This window comes from Diaphorobacter oryzae DSM 22780 (assembly GCF_059568935.1).
Genome location: NZ_JCANUL010000003.1, coordinates 32,574 through 49,537 on the forward strand (window position 1 = coordinate 32,574; position 16,964 = coordinate 49,537).

Genomic DNA, 16,964 nt, shown 5'->3' on the forward strand with positions numbered 1-16,964 from the left:
GGCGTGGCAAGCCAGCCTGTGCAAGCCGCGCGAATGCGTCTATCCTGTGCCGGCCTGCGCCCGCACCAAGTCGGTGCAGGCACACCAACAACAGGAGACAACGCATGCAAGAGAGAATGCTGCGCGGCAACATGCCGCGCGCCTGGCTGACCCTGGCGGCCGTGGCGGCCCTGGCGGCTTGTGGAGGCAATGATGACGAGGGCGGCAGCAGTCCCTCCACGCACACTGCGGAGATCCGGCGCACCGCCATGGGGGTGCCGCACATCAAGGCATCGAACTGGACCAATGGCGGCTTCGGCATGGGCTTCGCGCAGGCGCAGGACAATCTGTGCACCATGGCCGACTCCTTCCTGACCTACCGCGGCGAGCGTTCGCGCCACTTTGGCGGCAGCGCCCAACTGGTCTACAACAGCACCATCGGGCGCCCGAGCAATATCGATTCCGACTTCTTCCACCGCCACGTGATCTCGGACGATGTGGTCAAGAAGATGGCCGACGCGCAGCCGGAGAACCTGCGCCAGATGGTCGAGGGCTTCGTGGTGGGCTACAACAGCTACGTGGCCCGCGTGAAGGAGGGTGGCTCGGCCCATGCGGCCTGCCGCACCGAGGCATGGGTGCAGCCCATCACCGTGAACGACCTGTGGCGGCGCATGTATGCCGCGAACCTGGCTGGCGGCTACAGCAACTTCGTGGCGGCCATCGCCAACGCCACGGCGCCCGTGGCCGGCAAGGCCGCTGCCGAGGCCGCCCCGGCGCTCGATCCCCGGCTGACCACGCCCCCGGCCCTGCAGGTGGGGGGAGAGGCCGGCATCGGCAGCAACATGTACGGCTTCGCGCCGGCCGCCACGGGGGAAGGTAGCGGCGTGATGTTCGGCAACCCGCACTGGTACTGGAAGGGGCCGGACCGCTTCTACCAGGCGCAGCTGACGATCGGCAACCAGGTCAACGTGAGCGGCGTCGGCTTCCTGGGCGTGCCCATGGTGCTGATCGGCTTCAACGACAACGTGGCCTGGAGCCACACGGTGTCTGCCGCGCGGCGTTTCGGCTTCTTCCAGCTGCAGCTTGCGTCCAACGATCCCACGAGCTACATGCGTGACGGCAGCGCCGTGAAGATGGCGGCCAGCACCATCACGGTGCCCAGTCGCAATGCCGACGGCTCCGTGGGCAACGTGGTGCGAACGCTCTACAAGTCGGAATACGGCCCGCTGGTGAACCTGGCGGGGCTGAACCCGGCGCTGGCCTGGAACCAGACCACGGCCTTCGCCATCCGCGACATCAATGGCGAGAACTACCGCACCTTCCGCAACTGGATGCGCTGGAACCAGGCCAAGTCGCTCGATGAGTTCATCGCCATCCAGAAGGAAGAGTCCGCCATTCCCTGGGTCAACACGGTGGCCGTGGGGCGCGGCAGCTCCAGGGTCTGGTACGCCGACATCGGCGCCGTGCCCAACGTGTCGCCCGAGCAGACGGCCGCGTGCACGACGCCCTTTGGCGCGGCCGTCGGCGCGGCGCTGCCCAATGTGCCGTTCTTCGACGGCTCGCGCAGCGCCTGCGACTGGCTCACCGATGCGGACTCCAAGCAAAAGGGGGCCGTCGGGCCGTCGCGCATGCCCAGCCAGCAGCGCGATGACTACGTGGGCAACATGAACGACAGCTACTGGCTGTCCAACGCCCACGCGCCGCTCACCGGCTATCCCGCCATCTTCGGACCCGCGGGCACCACGGCGCTGTCGCTGCGCACGCGCCTGGGCCACTCCATGGCGCTGGAGCGTCTGGCAGGCACCGATGGCTATGCTGGCAACAAGGCCACGAGCGCCATCGTGCGCGACATGGTGCTGAACAGCCGTGTGTTCTCGGCCGAGCGCTTCAAGGACGAGATCCTGGGCCTGATCTGCACGCCCTCGCAGTGGACGGTGAACGGCGCCGTGGTGGATGCCACCCAGGCCTGCGCCACGCTTCGTGCCTGGGACAACCGGGGCAACAAGGAGTCCAAGGGCTCCCACCTGTGGGACGAGTTCTGGAGCCGGGTGCCGGTGGCGGGTCTGTATTCCGTGCCCTTCAGCGCGAGCGACCCGCTGAACACCCCGCGCGGCATCAATGCCAGCGCGCTGAATGCCCTGCGCCAGGCCATGGCCACGGCGATCAGCCGGGTGGGGCAGAGCGGCTTTGCGCTGGACGCACCGCGCGGCGAGGTGCTGTTCGCCACCAAGGGCGGCGCCAAGCTGCCGCTGTATGGCGGCTGCGGCGGCGTGGGCTACTTCACCATCAGCTGCTCGGAAAACGACATCACCGCGGGCGGCTACCGCATGGATGGCCAGCCCCACGGCAACTCGTACATGCAGGTGGTGAGCTTCCCGGCGGGCGGCGTGCAGGCGTACACCTTCCTGACGTTCTCGCTGTCGGACGACCCCGCGTCGCCCCACTTCGGCGACTACACCAAGGCCTACAGCGCCAAGCAATGGGTGCGCATACCGTTCTCGGAGTCCGAGATCACGGGCCATCCGGACTACCAGTTGCTGAGGGTCTCAAGGACGTCCTACCTGATGTCCGCTCCCTGAGGGCGCGAGAGGACGCACGTCGGCGTGCCATCACGCCGACACCCCTACACAAGGGCCCCGCAGTGCGGGGCCCTTTTTTACGCCATGGCGGCGCGCGGACTCAGAGCGCGGTGCGCACGCTCCAGATCTCCGGGAACAGCACCACGTCCAGCATCTTCTTGAGATAGCTCACGCCGCCCGTGCCGCCGGTGCCGCGCTTGAAACCGATCACGCGCTCCACCGTGGTCAGGTGGCGAAAGCGCCAGAGGCGGAACGCATCCTCGATGTCGGCCAGCTTCTCGCCCAGCTGGTACAGGTCCCAGTGCTGGTGCGGATCGCGGTAGACCGCGAGCCAGGCGGCCTCCACGCCCGCGCTGGCCTGGTAGGGCTGGGTCCAGTCGCGCTGCAGGCGGTCGGCGGGCACGGGCAGGCCCTCGCGCGCCAGCAGCTGCAGCGACACGTCGTACAGCGACGGCGCCTCATAGGCCGCGCGCACCTGCGCCAGCAGTTCGGGGCGGTGCGCGTGGGGCTGGAGCATGGCGGCGTTCTTGTTGCCCAGCGCAAACTCGATGCAGCGGTACTGGTGGCTCTGGAAGCCGCTGGAGTTGGCGAGGTACGGACGCATGGCCGAGTACTCGGGCGGCGTCATGGTGGACAGCACGGTCCACGCGCTCACCAGCTGCTCCATGATGCGCGAGACCCGTGCCAGCATCTTGAAGGCATCGGCCCGCGTGCCGGGCGTGATCTGCGCGATGGCCGCGGTGGCCGCACGCACCTCGTGCAACATGAGCTTCATCCACAGCTCGCTGGTCTGGTGCTGGATGATGAACAGCATCTCGTCGTGCGCGGGCGACAGCGGGTGCTGCGCGTTGAGGATGGCGTCCAGGTGCAGGTAGTCGCCGTAGCTCATGCTGGCGCTGAAGTCCAGCTGCGCGCCTTCCTCGCGCACGATGGCCTCGGTGGGGCGGGCCGCAGGGTCGGTCGTTGCGGGGGTGGTGTGGTGCGGGCAGGTCATGGTCAGGTCACGGCATGGGTCTGGTTGAAAACGGGCTGGCGCCACTCTTGCGATACGAGCACCTCGCGCAGCTGCTGCACGGCGTGCCACACGTCCTCGAAGCCGATGTACAGCGGCGTGAAGCCAAAGCGCAGGATGTCCTTGTGCCGCCCCAGGCCGCCGTCGCCCTGGCGAAAGTCGCCGACCACGCCGCGCGCGATCAGCGCCTGCACGATGGCATAGGCGCCGCTGCCGACACCGCCCACGCCCATGCCCTCGTCGCGTGTCAGGCATACCTGCGAGCCGCGCGCGGCGTGCGCGCGCGGCGTGGCCAGGCCCAGGCCGTGGCCCGCGCAGTGTTCCTCGACCAGTTCGATGAACAAATCGGTCAGCGCCAGCGACTTGGCGCGCAGCACCGCCATGCCGCCCAGCGGCTCCACGGCGCTGAACACATCCAGCCCGCATTGCAGGGCCGACAGGCTGACCATGGGCTGCGTGCCGCACAGGTAGCGGGCGATGCCGGGCGCGGGCCGGTAGTCGGGGGTGAACTGGAACGGCGCGGCATGGCCGAACCAGCCCGACAGCGGTTGCCAGAAGCGGTCCGCCAGGCGCGGGTGGGCCCACACGAAGGCCGGCGCGCCGGGACCGCCGTTCAGGTACTTGTAGCTGCAGCCGACGGCGTAGTCGGCATCGGCGTCCAGCAGGTGCACGGGCACGGCGCCCGCGCTGTGGCACAGGTCCCAGACGCAGAGGATGCCCCGCGCATGGGCGCGCGCCGTGACGGCGGCCATGTCGTGCATGGCGCCCGTGCGGTAGTTCACGTGGGTGAGCATCAGGATGGCCACGTCGTCCTGCAGCTGCGACTCGATCTCCTGCGGCTCCAGCAGCACCAGCTCCAGGCCGTATTCCTGGCACACCGACTGGGCGATGTACAGGTCGGTCGGGAAGTTGCTGCGCTCGCTGACGAGCTTGGTGCGGCCCGGATGGTCTTCGCGCGCCACGCGGGCGGCGGCCGTGAGCACCTTGTACAGGTTGATGGAGGTGGTGTCGGTGAACACCACCTGGTCCGGGCCGGCGCCGATCCAGGGGGCGAACTGGTCGCCCAGGCGCTGGGGCAGGCTGATCCAGCCGGCCTTGTTCCACGAGGTGATGAGGTCCTGCCCCCATTCCTGCTCCACCACCTGGGCCACGCGCGCGGGCGTGGCGCTGGGCAGGGCGCCGAGTGAATTGCCGTCCAGGTAGATCACACCCTCGGGCAGCGTGAAATGCCCGCGCAGGGCGCGCAGCGGGTCGCACGCATCGCGCGCGCGGCAGTCTTGCAAAGTGGTCATGGTGCGGTTGCTATTGTTTTGGTAGCTGTTTGCGCTTGCTGGATAAGCGCTGGGGGGCCAAAAAATGGCTTGAAGCTGGCCATGCCTCACCCCAGGGCGCGCAGCACGGCGCGCACGGGCGATGCGTCGGCCGTGGTGAGTTTGAGCGGCAGGGCGATGAGTTCGTAGTCGCCCTCGGGCACGGCGTCGAGCACCAGGTTTTCCAGCACGCGCAGGCCGCGCCGGCGGATCACCTGGTGGCTGGGCAGCGGTTTGCTGTCGGCCGGGTCGATGCTGGCCGTGTCGATGCCCACCAGCACCACGCCGGCATCGGCCAGGCGCTCGATGGTTTCGGGCGCATAGGCGGTCAGGCCGCCGTCCCAGCGGTCCACGGGCATGTGCTCATAGGTGCGCACCAGCACGCGCGGCGGCAGGTTGGCCGCGGCGTGGGCGATGTGGCGCCACTCGATCAGCGGGCCGCAGCCGATGGCGTGGATCACGCGGCAGGGGCCGATGAAGGCGTCGAGCGGCACCGCGCCGATGGCTGCGCCGTCCGTGTCGTAGTGCAGCGGCGCGTCCGCGTGCGTGCCCACATGCGGCGACAGCGTGACCGCGCTCACGTTCACCGGGCAGCCAGGGCCGATCGTGGCGCACCACTGCTGGCTGTAGGGCGTGTCGCCCGGAAACACCGGGCTGGCCGCGTGCACGGGCGCGGAAATGTCCCAGAGCGTGCGCGGGTCAGGGCGGGGCGAAGGGGCGTGGGTCATGGCCTGAAGGGGCGGGGCGGCTGCAATGCGCGAATGCTATGCGCAGAGGTGGTGGGTGGTAAATCAGTTATTCGTGTTGATGGATAAATTTGGATAATCCATTCTTTTATCGCCCGTAGGTGACTAAATCATGCAGAACGACATCGACCGCACCGACCTCCAGCTGCTGCGCGCGCTGCAGGACGACGCCCGCCTCACCTCGGGCGAGCTGGCCGAGATGGCGCACCTGTCGCAGTCGCCCTGCTGGCGGCGCGTGAAGCGGCTGGAAGACACGGGCGTGGTGCGTGGCTACCACGCGCTGCTGGACCGGCGAGCGCTGGGGCTGGGCGTGATGGCCTTCGTGATGGTGGGCATAGACCACCAGACCGAGGCGCTGTCCGTGGCCTTCGAGGAGGCCGTGTGCGCCATCCCCGAGGTGGTGCTGTTCCACGGCATCTCGGGGCCGGCCGACTTCCTGCTGGTGGTGGTGACCCAGGACCTCGACGCGTATTCCGAGTTGCTGCAGCGCCGGCTGCACCGCCTGCCGGGCGTGCGCCAGGTGCAGACCTATTTCTCGCTGCAGGAATTCAAGGGCCGCATCGGCGGCCTGCCGCTGTGAGGCGCCGGACCTACAGCACCGGCCCGTCCAGCGGCGCCAGCCGATGGCGCTGGCGCGCGCGGTTGCAGGCGTCGCTGCCGGCCTCGAACTCGTGGCAGGGCGAGGGCCGCCATTCATAGATGCCGCAGGCCGCGCGCGTGCCCACCTGCCCGGTGAGCGCGGCGCAGCGCGGCTGCGCGTGGTCGGTGCCGCGCATGCGGGCGGTGTGCTCCGTCACCGGCACCACCAGGCCCTGGGGCACGCGGCCACCCCAGTCTTCGGTCTCATGCACCGAGAAATCGACGCGGAAGCTGGCGCAGCAGGCGCCGCAGGTCAGGCAGGGGTGGGTCATGTGGGCAATGCGGCCGAGGCCGGAAATGGTGCCACGCGGCGCGGCATCCTGAGATGGATCAAGCCGGGAGCACAATGCTGGGTTAGAGTGAGAATTACTTTCATTCAAATATCTCCATGAACATGCATCACTCCGCCAAGGGGATTGCCGACGATCCGCCCCGGGGGCTGGACCGCTTGCCGCGCGGCGTGGCGGCCACCGTGGCCGGGCTGGGGCCGGCGCAGGACGCGCGCACGCGCGCCCTGGTCCAGCGCCTGATGGAGATCGGCTTTCTGCCCGGAGAGCCCGTGCGCGTGATCGCCAAGGGCTTTCCCGCCGCCGACCCGCTGGCCGTGCGCGTGGGGCAGGCCACCTTTGCCCTGCGCCGCCACGAGGCGGCCCTGGTCCAGGTGCATGTGTCGGAGGGCGCGGCATGAGCGGCGAGGCGACCGCGGCGCCGCTGCTGCACATCGCCCTGCTGGGCAACCCGAACTGCGGCAAGACGGCGCTGTTCAACGTGCTGACCGGCGCGCGCCAGAAGGTGGCCAACTACGCCGGCGTGACCGTGGAGCGCAAGGAGGGGCTGTTCGCCACCGCCGGCGGGCGCCGCGTGCGCGTGCTGGACCTGCCCGGCGCCTACAGCCTGCATGCCCAGAGCCTGGACGAGGCCGTCACGCGCGACGTGGTCACCGGCCGCCGCCCGGGCGAACCCGTGCCCGAGCTGCTGGTCTGCGTGACCGACGCCACCCACCTGCGCCTGAACATGCGCCTGGTGCTGGAGGCGCGCGACCTGGGCCTGCCCATGGTGCTGGTGCTGAACATGAGCGACATGGCGCAGCGCCAGGGCATCGCCATCGACCGCGAGGTGCTGGCGCGCGAGCTGGGCCTGCCGGTGGTCGCCACCGTGGGCGTGCGCGCCGACGGTGCCCAGGAGCTGCTGCGCTGGCTGGACGCGGCCGCGCCGCTGCCGGCCGCCGCCCCTGCGGGTGCCACCCCGTCGGCCATCGATGCGCAGCAGGGCGACCGCCTGCAGCGCCTGCAGCGGCTGCACCAGGAGGTGGGCCGCATCATGGGCCTGGCCGTGCGCGAGCCCGCGCTGCGCCTGCAGCGCGATGACCGCATCGACGCGGTGGTGCTGCACCCGCTGTGGGGCACGCTGCTGCTGGCGGCGACGCTGTTCCTGATGTTCCAGGCGGTGTTCAGCTGGGCCGAGGTGCCCATGGGCTGGATCGAGGGCGCCACGGCCTGGGCGGCCGAGGGGCTCAACGCCCACATGGCGCCGGGGCCGCTGCGCAGCCTGCTGGCCGACGGCGTGATCGCCGGCGTGGGCGGCGTGCTGGTGTTCCTGCCGCAGATCCTGATCCTGTTCTTCTTCATCCTCGCGCTGGAGGAATCGGGCTACCTGCCGCGCGCGGCCTTCCTGCTGGACCGGGCGATGGGCACCGTGGGGCTGTCCGGGCGCTCGTTCATCCCGCTGCTGTCCAGCTTCGCCTGCGCCGTGCCCGGCATCATGGCCACGCGCTCCATTCCCGACTGGCGCGACCGGCTGGTGACCATCCTGATCGCGCCGCTCATGACCTGTTCGGCCCGCCTGCCCGTGTATGCGCTGCTGATCGCGGCCTTCATTCCGCAGCAGCAGGTGGCCGGGCTGTTCAACCTGCAGGGGCTGGTGCTGTTCGCGCTGTACCTGGGCGGCATCGTGGGCGCCATGGCCGTGGCCGCCGTGGCGCGGCTGGCGCGCCGCCGGGACGGGGGCGCAGGCGCGGTGGCGCCGCTGCTCATGGAGCTGCCGGCCTACCGCTGGCCCAGCGTGCGCAACCTGGCCCTGGGCCTGTGGGAGCGCGCGGGCATCTTCCTGCGGCGCGTGGGCGGCATCATTTTGGTGGTCACCATCCTGCTGTGGTTCCTGTCGACCTACCCGGCGCCGCCTGACGGGGCCACGGGGGCGGCCATCGAGTACAGCTTTGCCGGGCGCATCGGCGCGGCGCTGGCGGTGGTCTTCGCGCCCATCGGCTTCAACTGGCAGATCAGCATCGCACTGGTGCCCGGCATGGCCGCGCGCGAGGTGGCGGTGAGCGCGCTGGGCACGGTGTACGCCATTGCCGCCTCGGCGGACGACACGGCCGCGCAGCTCGCGCCGCTGCTGGCCGGCCAGTGGTCGCTGGCCACGGCGCTGTCGCTGCTGGCGTGGTTCATCTTCGCGCCGCAGTGCGTGTCCACCATCGCCGCCGTGCGGCGCGAGACCAATGGCTGGCGTTGGCCGCTGGTCATGACGGGCTATCTGTTCGCGCTGGCCTACGCGGCCAGCTTCATCACCTACCGCGTGGCCCTGGCGCTGGGCGCGGGCTGAGGGCGCAGGCCGGGGCCGGGGAGCACAAGCATGTGGCAGGACATCATCGTGGGTCTCATCGTGGCGGCAGCGGCGCTTGCGCTGCTGTGGCGCTGGCTGCCCCGCCGCTGGCGCGCGCGGGCCGCCCGCGTGCACCCGGCGCTGGCCGCCACCACGGACGGCGGTGGCTGCGGCGACTGCAAGGCTTGCGGCGGTGGGCGCTGCGGCGGCGGGCGCGATGCGCAATGAGGCCGCACGGCCGTGAGCAGCGCCCGCGTTGTGCTCCTTTATGAATAGCTGCTTGCGCTTATAGATAGGGTGTTTCAGATAGTTTTCCGTCTGAAATTGGCTTTTGGCAAGCGCAAGCAGCTCCTGTTTTTGCATGGTCGGCGTCGGGCGGTTTCAGGCGGCCTCGCGCCACTGGCCCATTTCCTCGTCGGTCAGGGGCGGCAGGCCGAACTTGCCCCGCGTGTCGTGGCAGCCGTAGGAGGCGAACGGAAAGTCGCGGCAGGGCCTGGAGCGCAGTTCGTAGATGGTGCAGCCCACGCAGCCTTCGCCCAGGTCACTCAGGTCGCCCAGGGCGGCGCAGCGCACGGGGTGGCGCTCGGTGCCATTCATGCGGTAGCGGTTGCCACCCGCCTCATGGGCCAGGTGGTCGGGCACGCTGCCGCCCATGGATTGCAGTTCGTACACGGAAAATTCCACACGGTAGTTCTGGCAGCACACGCCGCAACGCAGGCAGGGGTGCAGGGAGTCGGACATAGGAGTTCCTCAGCATTCGGTCGCTTCGACGACCGGCCGCGCCCATGCATGGGGCGGCCGGCAGGCGGATGAAGGAGAGGCACACGCGGGCCGCCGGCGAGGCGACGGGCCTCGGCGGCGGCAGCGGGCGCGCCGATGCGTCAGGCCACTAGGTATGGCCTTGCAGGAACTTCAGATAGAACGTGTGGATGCGCACATGCAGCGCATGGATGCATGCCGCCATGCGCCGCGCCGCGCCTTGCAGCTCGGGCGCCTGCGGGCGGCGCGGATCGTCCGCGCGGCGTGGGGTGCGGTGGTGCCGGGCCCCATGCGCGGGGTGGTCTGGAGGAGTGTGGCACGGGCGCATGGGTGTGGTGGGGCCGGTGCCGGGGGTGGACGGGTGCCTTGTGGATCAGCCGGGCAACTGGCCCAGCCGCAGGTAGTCCAGGGCCGCGTGCCAGGCGGGCACGCGGCGGCGGCAGCACGCGGCCTGGCCCGGGCGCGAGGCCGGGGCCGGGTGGCCGTTCAGGGTGCGGTGTGCTGCCATGGGAAGCGGGGGTGGATGCGTGGCCGGTGCGCTTACACGCGGCCGAGCAGGAGGTACTCCATGAGGGCCTTCTGCACATGCATGCGGTTTTCCGCCTCGTCCCAGACGACGGACTGCGGGCCGTCGATCACGTCGGCCATCACCTCCTCGCCGCGGTGGGCCGGCAGGCAGTGCATGAACAGGGCGTCGGGCTTGGCCACGGCCATCATCTCGGCGTCCACGCACCAGTCGGCAAAGGCCTTGCGGCGCGCCTCGTTCTCGGCCTCGTAGCCCATGCTGGTCCACACGTCGGTGGTCACCAGGTCGGCGCCGCGGCAGGCCTCCATGGGGTCGGCGAAGACCTTGAAGCAGCCCTCGCGGTAGGGCTTGCCGCCGAAGGCGAGCTTCTCGTCCACTTCATAGCCGCCGGGCGTGCTCAGGTGCACCGTGAAGCCCAGCAGGTCGGCCGCCTGCAGCCAGGTGTTGGCCATGTTGTTGCCGTCACCCACCCAGGCCACGGTCTTGCCGGTGATGCTGCCGCGGTGCTCGATGTAGGTGAAGATGTCGGCCAGGATCTGGCAGGGGTGGAATTCGTTGGTCAGGCCGTTGATGACGGGCACGCGCGAATACTCGGCAAAGCGCTCGATCTTTTCCTGCCCGAAGGTGCGGATCATGACCAGGTCGGTCATGCGGCTGATCACGCGGGCGCTGTCCTCGATGGGCTCGGCGCGGCCCAACTGGCTGTCGCCCGTGGTCAGGTGCACCACGCTGCCGCCCAACTGGTACATGCCCGCCTCGAAGCTCACGCGCGTGCGCGTGCTGGCCTTCTCGAAGATCATGGCCATGGTGCGGTCCAGGAGCGGGTGGTATTTCTCGTAGCTCTTGAACTTGCCCTTGATGATGGCGGCGCGCGAGAACAGGTAGTTGTATTCGTCGGCGGTGAAGTCGGTGAATTGCAGATAGTGCTTCATAAGCGGTCGATCTTCTTCATTCGGCCAGAAGGGCCTGCACCAGGGGCGCGAGCAGGGCGACGATCTCGTCGGCCTCCGCGGGCGTGAGCGTGAGCGCGGGCACGAGGCGGATCACTCGGTCGGCCGTCACCGACAGCAGCAGGCCGGCCTCGGCCGCGCGGTCGATCAGCACGCCGCAGGGGCGGTCCAGCTCCACGCCGATCATCAGGCCCTGGCCGCGCACCTCGACCACGCCAGGAATCTGGCCCAGCGCGCGCTGCAGCCCGGCCCGCAGGTGCGCTCCCACATCGGCGGCATTTTGCAGCAGGCCGTCTTCCTCCATGATGCGGATGGTTTCCACGCCGGCGCGCATGGCCAGCGGGTTGCCGCCGAAGGTGGAGCCGTGGTTGCCCGGCTTGAGCACCTCGGCCGCGGCGCCGTGCGCCAGCACCGCGCCCACGGGCACGCCCGAGCCCAGGCCCTTGGCCAGGGTCATCACGTCGGGCACGATGCCGGCCCACTGGTGGGCGAACCACTTGCCGGTGCGGCCCATGCCGGCCTGCACCTCGTCGAGCATCAGCAGCCAGCCATTGGCGTCGCAATGCTGGCGCACCTGCTGCAGGTATTCGGCGCGCATGGGGTGCAGGCCGCCTTCGCCCTGGATGGGCTCCATCAGCACGGCGACGACGTTGGGGTTGCCCTCGGTGGCCTCCACCAGGGCCTCGATGTCGTTGGGCGCCACGCGGATGAAGCCGTCAAGCAGCGGGCCGAAGCCGTTGCGCACCTTGGGGTTGCCCGTGGCCGTCATGGTGGCGATGGAGCGGCCGTGGAAGGCGTGGTCATAGACCACGATCACGGGCTTTTCGATGCCCTTGTCCACGCCGTACTTGCGTGCGATCTTGATGGCGGCCTCATTGGCTTCCAGACCCGTGTTGCAGAAGAACACGTTGGTCATGTGCGCGCGCTCGGTCAGCAGGCGGGCCAGCGTCTCCTGGCCCGGTACATGGTAGTAGTTGGAGGTGTGGATCAGCTTGGCGAGCTGTTCCTGCAGCGCGGGTACCAGCTTGGGGTGGTTGTGGCCCAGGGTGTTCACCGCGATGCCGCCGAGCCCGTCGAGGTACTGCTTGCCGTTCACGTCCCACACGCGCACGCCCTGGCCTCGCTCGAGTGCGATGGGCACGCGGCCATAGGTGTTCATCACGTGGGGCGAGGCAGCCTCGACAAATGCGGTCATGCAGACTTCTCCTGACTAGGAAGGGACGATCACGGGCCCTGGCGGGCCGAAAGAGGAAGCACGATTCTAGGGGCAGGCCCCATGCCCGCCATTGAAGATTGCGCATCACAGTCATGCGCGCGCAGACGCTGCGGCGGCGTGCCGGCTGGGGCAGTGACGGCATGGGTTGTCGGGGCATTGAGGGTGCAGCTCTTATATAAGAGTTAGAATGAAGGCACGCCGGCACACAAGGCTGGCGGCCCCCTTTACGACCCAAACCCGATGGTTGCTCCCTCCTCCAAAGAAGTCTTCATTCAAGGAATTACCCACGAAGGGAGAACCTTCCGACCCAGTGACTGGGCCGAGCGGCTGGCGGGGGTCATGAGCCAGTTCCGCCCCGGAGGCGCCCTGCCGGGCAGCCATCTGAGCTATTCCCCCTGGTGCCTGCCCACGGCCATGAATGGCGTGAAATGCGTGGTGGTCCACCGCGATCTGCAGGCCCATGAGCCCATGGCGTGGGACTTCGTGCTGAACTTCGCCAGGGACAATGACCTGCAGGTCGTCGAGGCCTGCCTGCTCCCCGATCCCAAGGCCTGATTTTCAGGCCTTCTCTTTTGGGGCCATGCCGCGTGCGGCAGGCGTGGCTCCGTCATTTCCACTTTCACGCACGCACAAAAAAACCGCCCGGAGGCGGTTTCTTGCTTTGCTGACAGCGCACCCGTTACAAACGGCGGGTGGCAGGCCACCCGGGCTGTTTGCCTGAAAGGGTCAGGCGGCCAGGGCCAGGGCTTTCACCTTGGCGGACAGGCGGCTCTTGTCGCGAGCGGCCTTGTTCTTGTGGAAGATGCCCTTGTCGGCGATGGTGTCGAGCACGGACTGGGCCTTGGCGAACAGTTCGGTCGCCTTGGTCTTGTCACCGGCCAGAACGGCCTTCTCGACGTTCTTGACGGCGGTGCGGTACTTGGAGCGCAGCGAGGTGTTCGCGGCGTTCAGCTTGACGCCTTGGCGGGCGCGCTTGCGGCCCGATGCCAGGCGGGGGTTCTTTTTCTTCGGCTTTCCAGATGCCATGGTATGTGTTCCTTGTGTCTGAGGATGTTGTCAGCAAAGCCGGCGATTATAGCGCACGCCCTGTTTCAGGGCCGTCCGGGCACCAAGCGCATACACTTGCCGCGGTGTCCCTGTTCAAAGCCGCTTCCATCGTATCGCTGCTGACCCTGGCCTCCCGCGTAACGGGCCTGCTGCGCGATCTGCTCATGGCCTCGATGTTCGGGGCCAATGTGCTCACCGACGCGTTCAACGTCGCCTTCCGCATTCCCAACCTGTTTCGCCGTCTGTTCGCCGAGGGGGCGTTCAGCCAGGCGTTCGTGCCGGTGCTGGCCGCGCACAGGCAGCGGCACGGCGATGACGCCACGCGCGGCCTGGTCGATGCCGTGGCCACGGCGCTGTTCTGGGTGCTGCTGCTGACCTGTGTGCTGGGCGTGGTGGGCGCGCCGCTGCTGGTGTGGGCGCTGGCCAGCGGGCTGCGCCAAAGTCCTGCGGGTTTCGATGCCGCCATCTTCATGACGCGCTGGATGTTTCCCTACATCGGCTTCATGTCCCTGGTGGCCCTGTCGGCCGGCGTGCTCAACACCTGGAAACGCTTTGCCGTGCCGGCGGCCACGCCGGTGCTGCTGAACCTGTGCATGATCGCCGCCGCCTGGTGGGGCGCACCGCAGCTTGCGGCGCGTGGCATCGAGCCCATTTATGCCATGGTGGGCGGCGTAATGGCGGGTGGCGTGCTGCAGTTGGCCGTGCAGCTGCCGGTGCTGTTCCGCCTGGGGCTGCTGCCGCGCATCGGTATGACATGGGGCCGGGTGCGCAGCGCATGGCAGGAGGCGGGCGTGCGCCGCATCCTCACGCTGATGGCGCCAGCGCTGCTGGGTGTGGGTGTGGCGCAGGTCTCGCTCATGATCAATACGCAGATCGCGTCGTACCTGACGCCGGGCAGCGTGACCTGGCTGTTCTATGCCGATCGGCTCATGGAGTTTCCCACCGCCTTGCTCGGCGTGGCGCTGGGGGTGGTGCTCACGCCGCAACTCTCGGCGGCCAAGGCCGCGGGGGACGGCGAGCGCTACTCCGCCATGCTGGACTGGGGCCTGCGCATCGTGGTGGTGCTGGCCGTGCCCTGCGCCGTGGGCCTGCTGGCATTCGCCAAGCCGCTGGTGGCCACGCTGTTCCACCACGGCGCGCTGCAGGGCAGCGACGTGGGCCAGATCTCGGCGGCGCTGGCCGGCTATGGTGTGGGTCTGTTGGGCCTGGTGGCCATCAAGGTGCTGGCGCCCGGTTACTACGCGAGCCAGGACATCCGCACGCCCGTGCGCATTGCCATTGTGGTGCTGGTGGCCACCCAGGTCATGAATGTTGCGCTGGTGCCGCTGCTGGCGCATGCGGGGCTGGCGCTGTCGATCGGCTTGGGTGCCCTCGTCAATGCGCTGTGGCTGCTCATCGGGCTGGTGCGCCGCGGCAGCTTCCGGCCGCGGCCGGGTTGGGGGCGGCTTGCGCTGCAGGTGGTAGGGGCCAGCGCGTTGCTGGCCGTGTTCCTGGCCTGGGCCTCGCTGCATTTCGACTGGCTGGCGCTGCGCTCGCAGAGCCTGCAGCGCGCCGGCCTGCTGGCGCTGCTGCTGTGTGCGTCGGCTGCCATCTACTTCGGCGCACTGTGGGCCTGCGGGCTGAGGCTGCGCCTGCTGCTGCGCCGCTAGACGGGGCACGTACAGCACACCGATACCTGCAGGCGTCCCATGTCCTTGAGCTACTCCGTGCCGACACCGCTGGAATACTTCGCCGCGCTGGTGCAGGTGGGGCAGGGGGACTCCATTGCGCTGCTGGAGGCCGCGGCCTGCATTGCGCACGACGAGTATCCGGACCTCGACGTGGAGCAGCTTCTGGCCGATGTGGACCAGCTCCAGGCGCGGCTGCAGCGCCGTATGCCGGCCGATGCCGACCCGCTGCAGCAGCTGCGCGCGCTCAACCAGTTCTTCTACGGCGAGCTGGGCTTTGGCGGCAATCTCAACGACTACTACGCCCCCGACAACAGCTACCTGCATGCCGTGCTGCGCACGCGGCGCGGCATTCCGATCTCGCTGGCGGTGCTGTGGCTGGAGCTGGCGCAGGGCGCGGGGCTGAAGGCGCACGGGGTGGCCTTTCCCGGGCACTTTCTGGTCAAGGTGCTGCTGCCCGCGGGCCAGGTGGTGATGGACCCGATGACGGGTCAGTCGCTCTCGCGAGAGGCGCTCGGCGAGCGCCTGGAGCCCTTTCGCCAACGGCGGGGCGCCGCGGAGGATGAGGTCCCCATGGGCCTGTACCTGCAGGCCGCACCGGCGCGCGACATCCTGGCGCGCATGCTGCGCAACCTCAAGGAAATCCACCGTGCGCAGGAGGATTGGCGGCGCGTCGTCGCCGTGCAGAACCGGCTGATCGTGCTGCTGCCCGATGCCTGGGGCGAATGGCGCGATCGCGGCCAGGCGCATGCCGAACTGGGTCAGGTGCTGGAGGCGGTGGAAGACCTCGAAACCTATCTCGCGCATGCGGCGGGTGCCGGCGACGTGCCGGCCATTGCACAGCAGGTGAAAGAGCTGCGCCGCCTCTGAGGTGCGTGCCATGCAGGGGGTGTGACAAGCCCGTGACACAGGCGCGGCATGTCATGGAATCGACATGAACGGGTGTCACCATGCCAGCTCTTTCTTGAGAGTCTGCCGTCATGCCGCATCCATCCGAGCTCAATTCCCAGGACCTCATGCAACGCATTGCCGACGACCTGGCGGACGGCTACGACGAGGAGCTCGAGCTGGAGGTCGAGGACCACCACTACGACGGGAATGGCGTACGTCTGCCCGTGGACAGGTTGGCCCGCCAGCAGTATTTCCGTGAACTGTTCCGGCTGCAGGGCGAGCTGGTCAAGCTGCAGGACTGGGTGCTGCACACGCGGCAGAAGGTGGTGATCATCTTCGAGGGGCGCGATGCGGCGGGCAAGGGCGGCGTGATCAAGCGCATCACCCAGCGCCTGAATCCGAGGGTGGTGCGCGTGGCCGCGCTGCCTGCGCCCAATGACCGCGAGCGCACGCAGTGGTACTTCCAGCGCTACGTGGCGCACCTGCCGGCCGCGGGCGAGATCGTGCTGTTCGACCGCAGCTGGTACAACCGCGCGGGTGTGGAGCATGTCATGGGCTTTTGCTCGGACGGGGAGTACGAGGAGTTCTTCCGCAGCGTGCCGGAGTTCGAGAAGATGCTCGTGCGCTCGGGCATCCGGCTCATCAAGTACTGGTTCTCGATCTCGGACGAGGAGCAGCACCTGCGCTTCCTGGGCCGGATCCACGACCCGCTCAAACAATGGAAGCTCAGCCCCATGGACCTGGAGAGCCGGGTGCGCTGGGAGGAATACACCAAGGCCAAGGAGGTGATGCTGGAGCGCACCCACATCCCCGAGGCGCCCTGGTGGGTGGTGCAGGCCGTGGACAAGAAGAAGGCGCGGCTCAATTGCATTGCCCATTTGCTGGGCCAGTTGCCCTATGACGAGGTGCCGCACCCTGGTGTGGTGCTGCCCGAGCGCGTGCGCAACCCGGACTATTTCCGCCAGCCGGTGCCGGACAGCATGGTCGTGCCCGAGGTGTATTGAGCGGGGCGGGGCCCGCCGCGCTGGCGGCGGGCAGTAGT

At 68.8% G+C, this 16,964-nt stretch carries 19 protein-coding genes; 9 read left to right on the forward strand and 10 right to left on the reverse strand.

Going from position 1 to position 16,964, the window contains the following annotated elements; all coding sequences use genetic code 11:
• Nucleotides 1-104: 104 nt before the first annotated feature.
• Complete coding sequence (locus BP68_RS06185; RefSeq protein ID WP_496369745.1) at nucleotides 105-2,558, forward strand: penicillin acylase family protein; 2,454 nt, start codon at nucleotides 105-107, stop codon at nucleotides 2,556-2,558.
• A 100-nt stretch (nucleotides 2,559-2,658) separates the two neighbouring features.
• Here BP68_RS06185 and kynA read toward each other — a convergent pair whose 3' ends face one another.
• From kynA to kynB, 3 genes are all read right to left on the reverse strand, one after another.
• A complete protein-coding gene (kynA, locus tag BP68_RS06190; RefSeq protein WP_496369746.1) occupies nucleotides 2,659-3,552 on the reverse strand; it encodes a tryptophan 2,3-dioxygenase in 894 nt (297 codons plus the stop codon).
• Nucleotides 3,553-3,554: 2 nt separating this feature from the next.
• The gene (kynU, locus tag BP68_RS06195) at nucleotides 3,555-4,862 is read right to left on the reverse strand and encodes a kynureninase (protein WP_496369747.1); all 1,308 of its coding nucleotides are present in this window, start codon (nucleotides 4,860-4,862) and stop codon (nucleotides 3,555-3,557) included.
• An 86-nt stretch (nucleotides 4,863-4,948) separates the two neighbouring features.
• Nucleotides 4,949-5,608, reverse strand: a complete 660-nt coding sequence (gene kynB / locus BP68_RS06200) for an arylformamidase (protein WP_496369748.1) — start codon at nucleotides 5,606-5,608, stop codon at nucleotides 4,949-4,951.
• 130 nt (nucleotides 5,609-5,738) lie between these two features.
• Between kynB and BP68_RS06205 the strand changes: the two genes are divergently transcribed.
• Nucleotides 5,739-6,206: an Lrp/AsnC family transcriptional regulator gene (locus BP68_RS06205; protein WP_496369749.1), complete on the forward strand. Its 468-nt coding sequence runs from the start codon at nucleotides 5,739-5,741 to the stop codon at nucleotides 6,204-6,206.
• Nucleotides 6,207-6,216: 10 nt separating this feature from the next.
• On the opposite strand, the gene BP68_RS06210 is transcribed toward BP68_RS06205, so the two are convergent.
• Nucleotides 6,217-6,537: a YkgJ family cysteine cluster protein gene (locus tag BP68_RS06210; protein ID WP_496369750.1), complete on the reverse strand. Its 321-nt coding sequence runs from the start codon at nucleotides 6,535-6,537 to the stop codon at nucleotides 6,217-6,219.
• Between the two features lie 122 nt (nucleotides 6,538-6,659).
• On the opposite strand from BP68_RS06210, the gene BP68_RS06215 reads away from it, so the two are divergent.
• Genes BP68_RS06215 through BP68_RS06225 form a run of 3 tightly spaced genes read left to right on the forward strand, consistent with a single transcriptional unit; the run spans nucleotide 6,660 to nucleotide 9,094 of the window.
• Nucleotides 6,660-6,953 carry a FeoA family protein gene (locus BP68_RS06215; RefSeq protein WP_496370381.1) on the forward strand — a complete coding sequence of 98 codons (294 nt, stop codon included), beginning with the start codon at nucleotides 6,660-6,662 and terminating at the stop codon, nucleotides 6,951-6,953.
• Entirely contained in the window at nucleotides 6,950-8,866 is a 1,917-nt protein-coding gene (feoB, locus tag BP68_RS06220) for a ferrous iron transporter B (protein WP_496369751.1), read from the forward strand. Before BP68_RS06215 ends, feoB begins: the two co-directional genes overlap by 4 nt.
• 30 nt (nucleotides 8,867-8,896) lie before the next feature.
• The gene (locus BP68_RS06225) at nucleotides 8,897-9,094 is read left to right on the forward strand and encodes a hypothetical protein (protein WP_496369752.1); all 198 of its coding nucleotides are present in this window, start codon (nucleotides 8,897-8,899) and stop codon (nucleotides 9,092-9,094) included.
• 153 nt (nucleotides 9,095-9,247) lie between these two features.
• On the opposite strand, the gene BP68_RS06230 is transcribed toward BP68_RS06225, so the two are convergent.
• The 5 genes from BP68_RS06230 to BP68_RS06250 form a co-directional block, all read right to left on the reverse strand.
• Nucleotides 9,248-9,607: a YkgJ family cysteine cluster protein gene (locus BP68_RS06230; RefSeq protein WP_496369753.1), complete on the reverse strand. Its 360-nt coding sequence runs from the start codon at nucleotides 9,605-9,607 to the stop codon at nucleotides 9,248-9,250.
• A 148-nt stretch (nucleotides 9,608-9,755) separates the two neighbouring features.
• Nucleotides 9,756-9,953, reverse strand: a complete 198-nt coding sequence (locus BP68_RS06235) for a hypothetical protein (protein WP_496369754.1) — start codon at nucleotides 9,951-9,953, stop codon at nucleotides 9,756-9,758.
• 45 nt (nucleotides 9,954-9,998) lie between these two features.
• Nucleotides 9,999-10,133, reverse strand: a complete 135-nt coding sequence (locus BP68_RS06240; RefSeq protein WP_496369755.1) for a hypothetical protein — start codon at nucleotides 10,131-10,133, stop codon at nucleotides 9,999-10,001.
• A 32-nt stretch (nucleotides 10,134-10,165) separates the two neighbouring features.
• Nucleotides 10,166-11,083: an ornithine carbamoyltransferase gene (gene argF, locus BP68_RS06245; protein WP_496369756.1), complete on the reverse strand. Its 918-nt coding sequence runs from the start codon at nucleotides 11,081-11,083 to the stop codon at nucleotides 10,166-10,168.
• A gap of 16 nt (nucleotides 11,084-11,099) precedes the next feature.
• Entirely contained in the window at nucleotides 11,100-12,296 is a 1,197-nt protein-coding gene (locus tag BP68_RS06250) for an aspartate aminotransferase family protein (protein ID WP_496369757.1), read from the reverse strand.
• A gap of 261 nt (nucleotides 12,297-12,557) precedes the next feature.
• Between BP68_RS06250 and BP68_RS06255 the strand changes: the two genes are divergently transcribed.
• Nucleotides 12,558-12,872, forward strand: a complete 315-nt coding sequence (locus tag BP68_RS06255; protein WP_496369758.1) for a DUF3579 domain-containing protein — start codon at nucleotides 12,558-12,560, stop codon at nucleotides 12,870-12,872.
• A 171-nt stretch (nucleotides 12,873-13,043) separates the two neighbouring features.
• Here BP68_RS06255 and rpsT read toward each other — a convergent pair whose 3' ends face one another.
• A complete protein-coding gene (gene rpsT / locus BP68_RS06260; RefSeq protein WP_496369759.1) occupies nucleotides 13,044-13,343 on the reverse strand; it encodes a 30S ribosomal protein S20 in 300 nt (99 codons plus the stop codon).
• Between the two features lie 104 nt (nucleotides 13,344-13,447).
• Here rpsT and murJ point away from each other — a divergent pair, with 104 nt between their 5' ends.
• The 3 genes from murJ (at nucleotide 13,448) to ppk2 (ending at nucleotide 16,926) form a co-directional block, all read left to right on the forward strand.
• On the forward strand, nucleotides 13,448-15,013 hold the full coding sequence (gene murJ, locus BP68_RS06265; protein WP_496369760.1) for a murein biosynthesis integral membrane protein MurJ: 1,566 nt from the start codon (nucleotides 13,448-13,450) through the stop codon (nucleotides 15,011-15,013).
• Nucleotides 15,014-15,052: 39 nt separating this feature from the next.
• Nucleotides 15,053-15,901 (forward strand): SirB1 family protein, encoded by an 849-nt coding sequence (locus tag BP68_RS06270; RefSeq protein ID WP_496369762.1) that lies wholly within the window; start codon nucleotides 15,053-15,055, stop codon nucleotides 15,899-15,901.
• Nucleotides 15,902-16,011: 110 nt separating this feature from the next.
• Nucleotides 16,012-16,926 (forward strand): polyphosphate kinase 2, encoded by a 915-nt coding sequence (ppk2, locus tag BP68_RS06275; RefSeq protein ID WP_496369764.1) that lies wholly within the window; start codon nucleotides 16,012-16,014, stop codon nucleotides 16,924-16,926.
• Nucleotides 16,927-16,964: the final 38 nt, after the last annotated feature.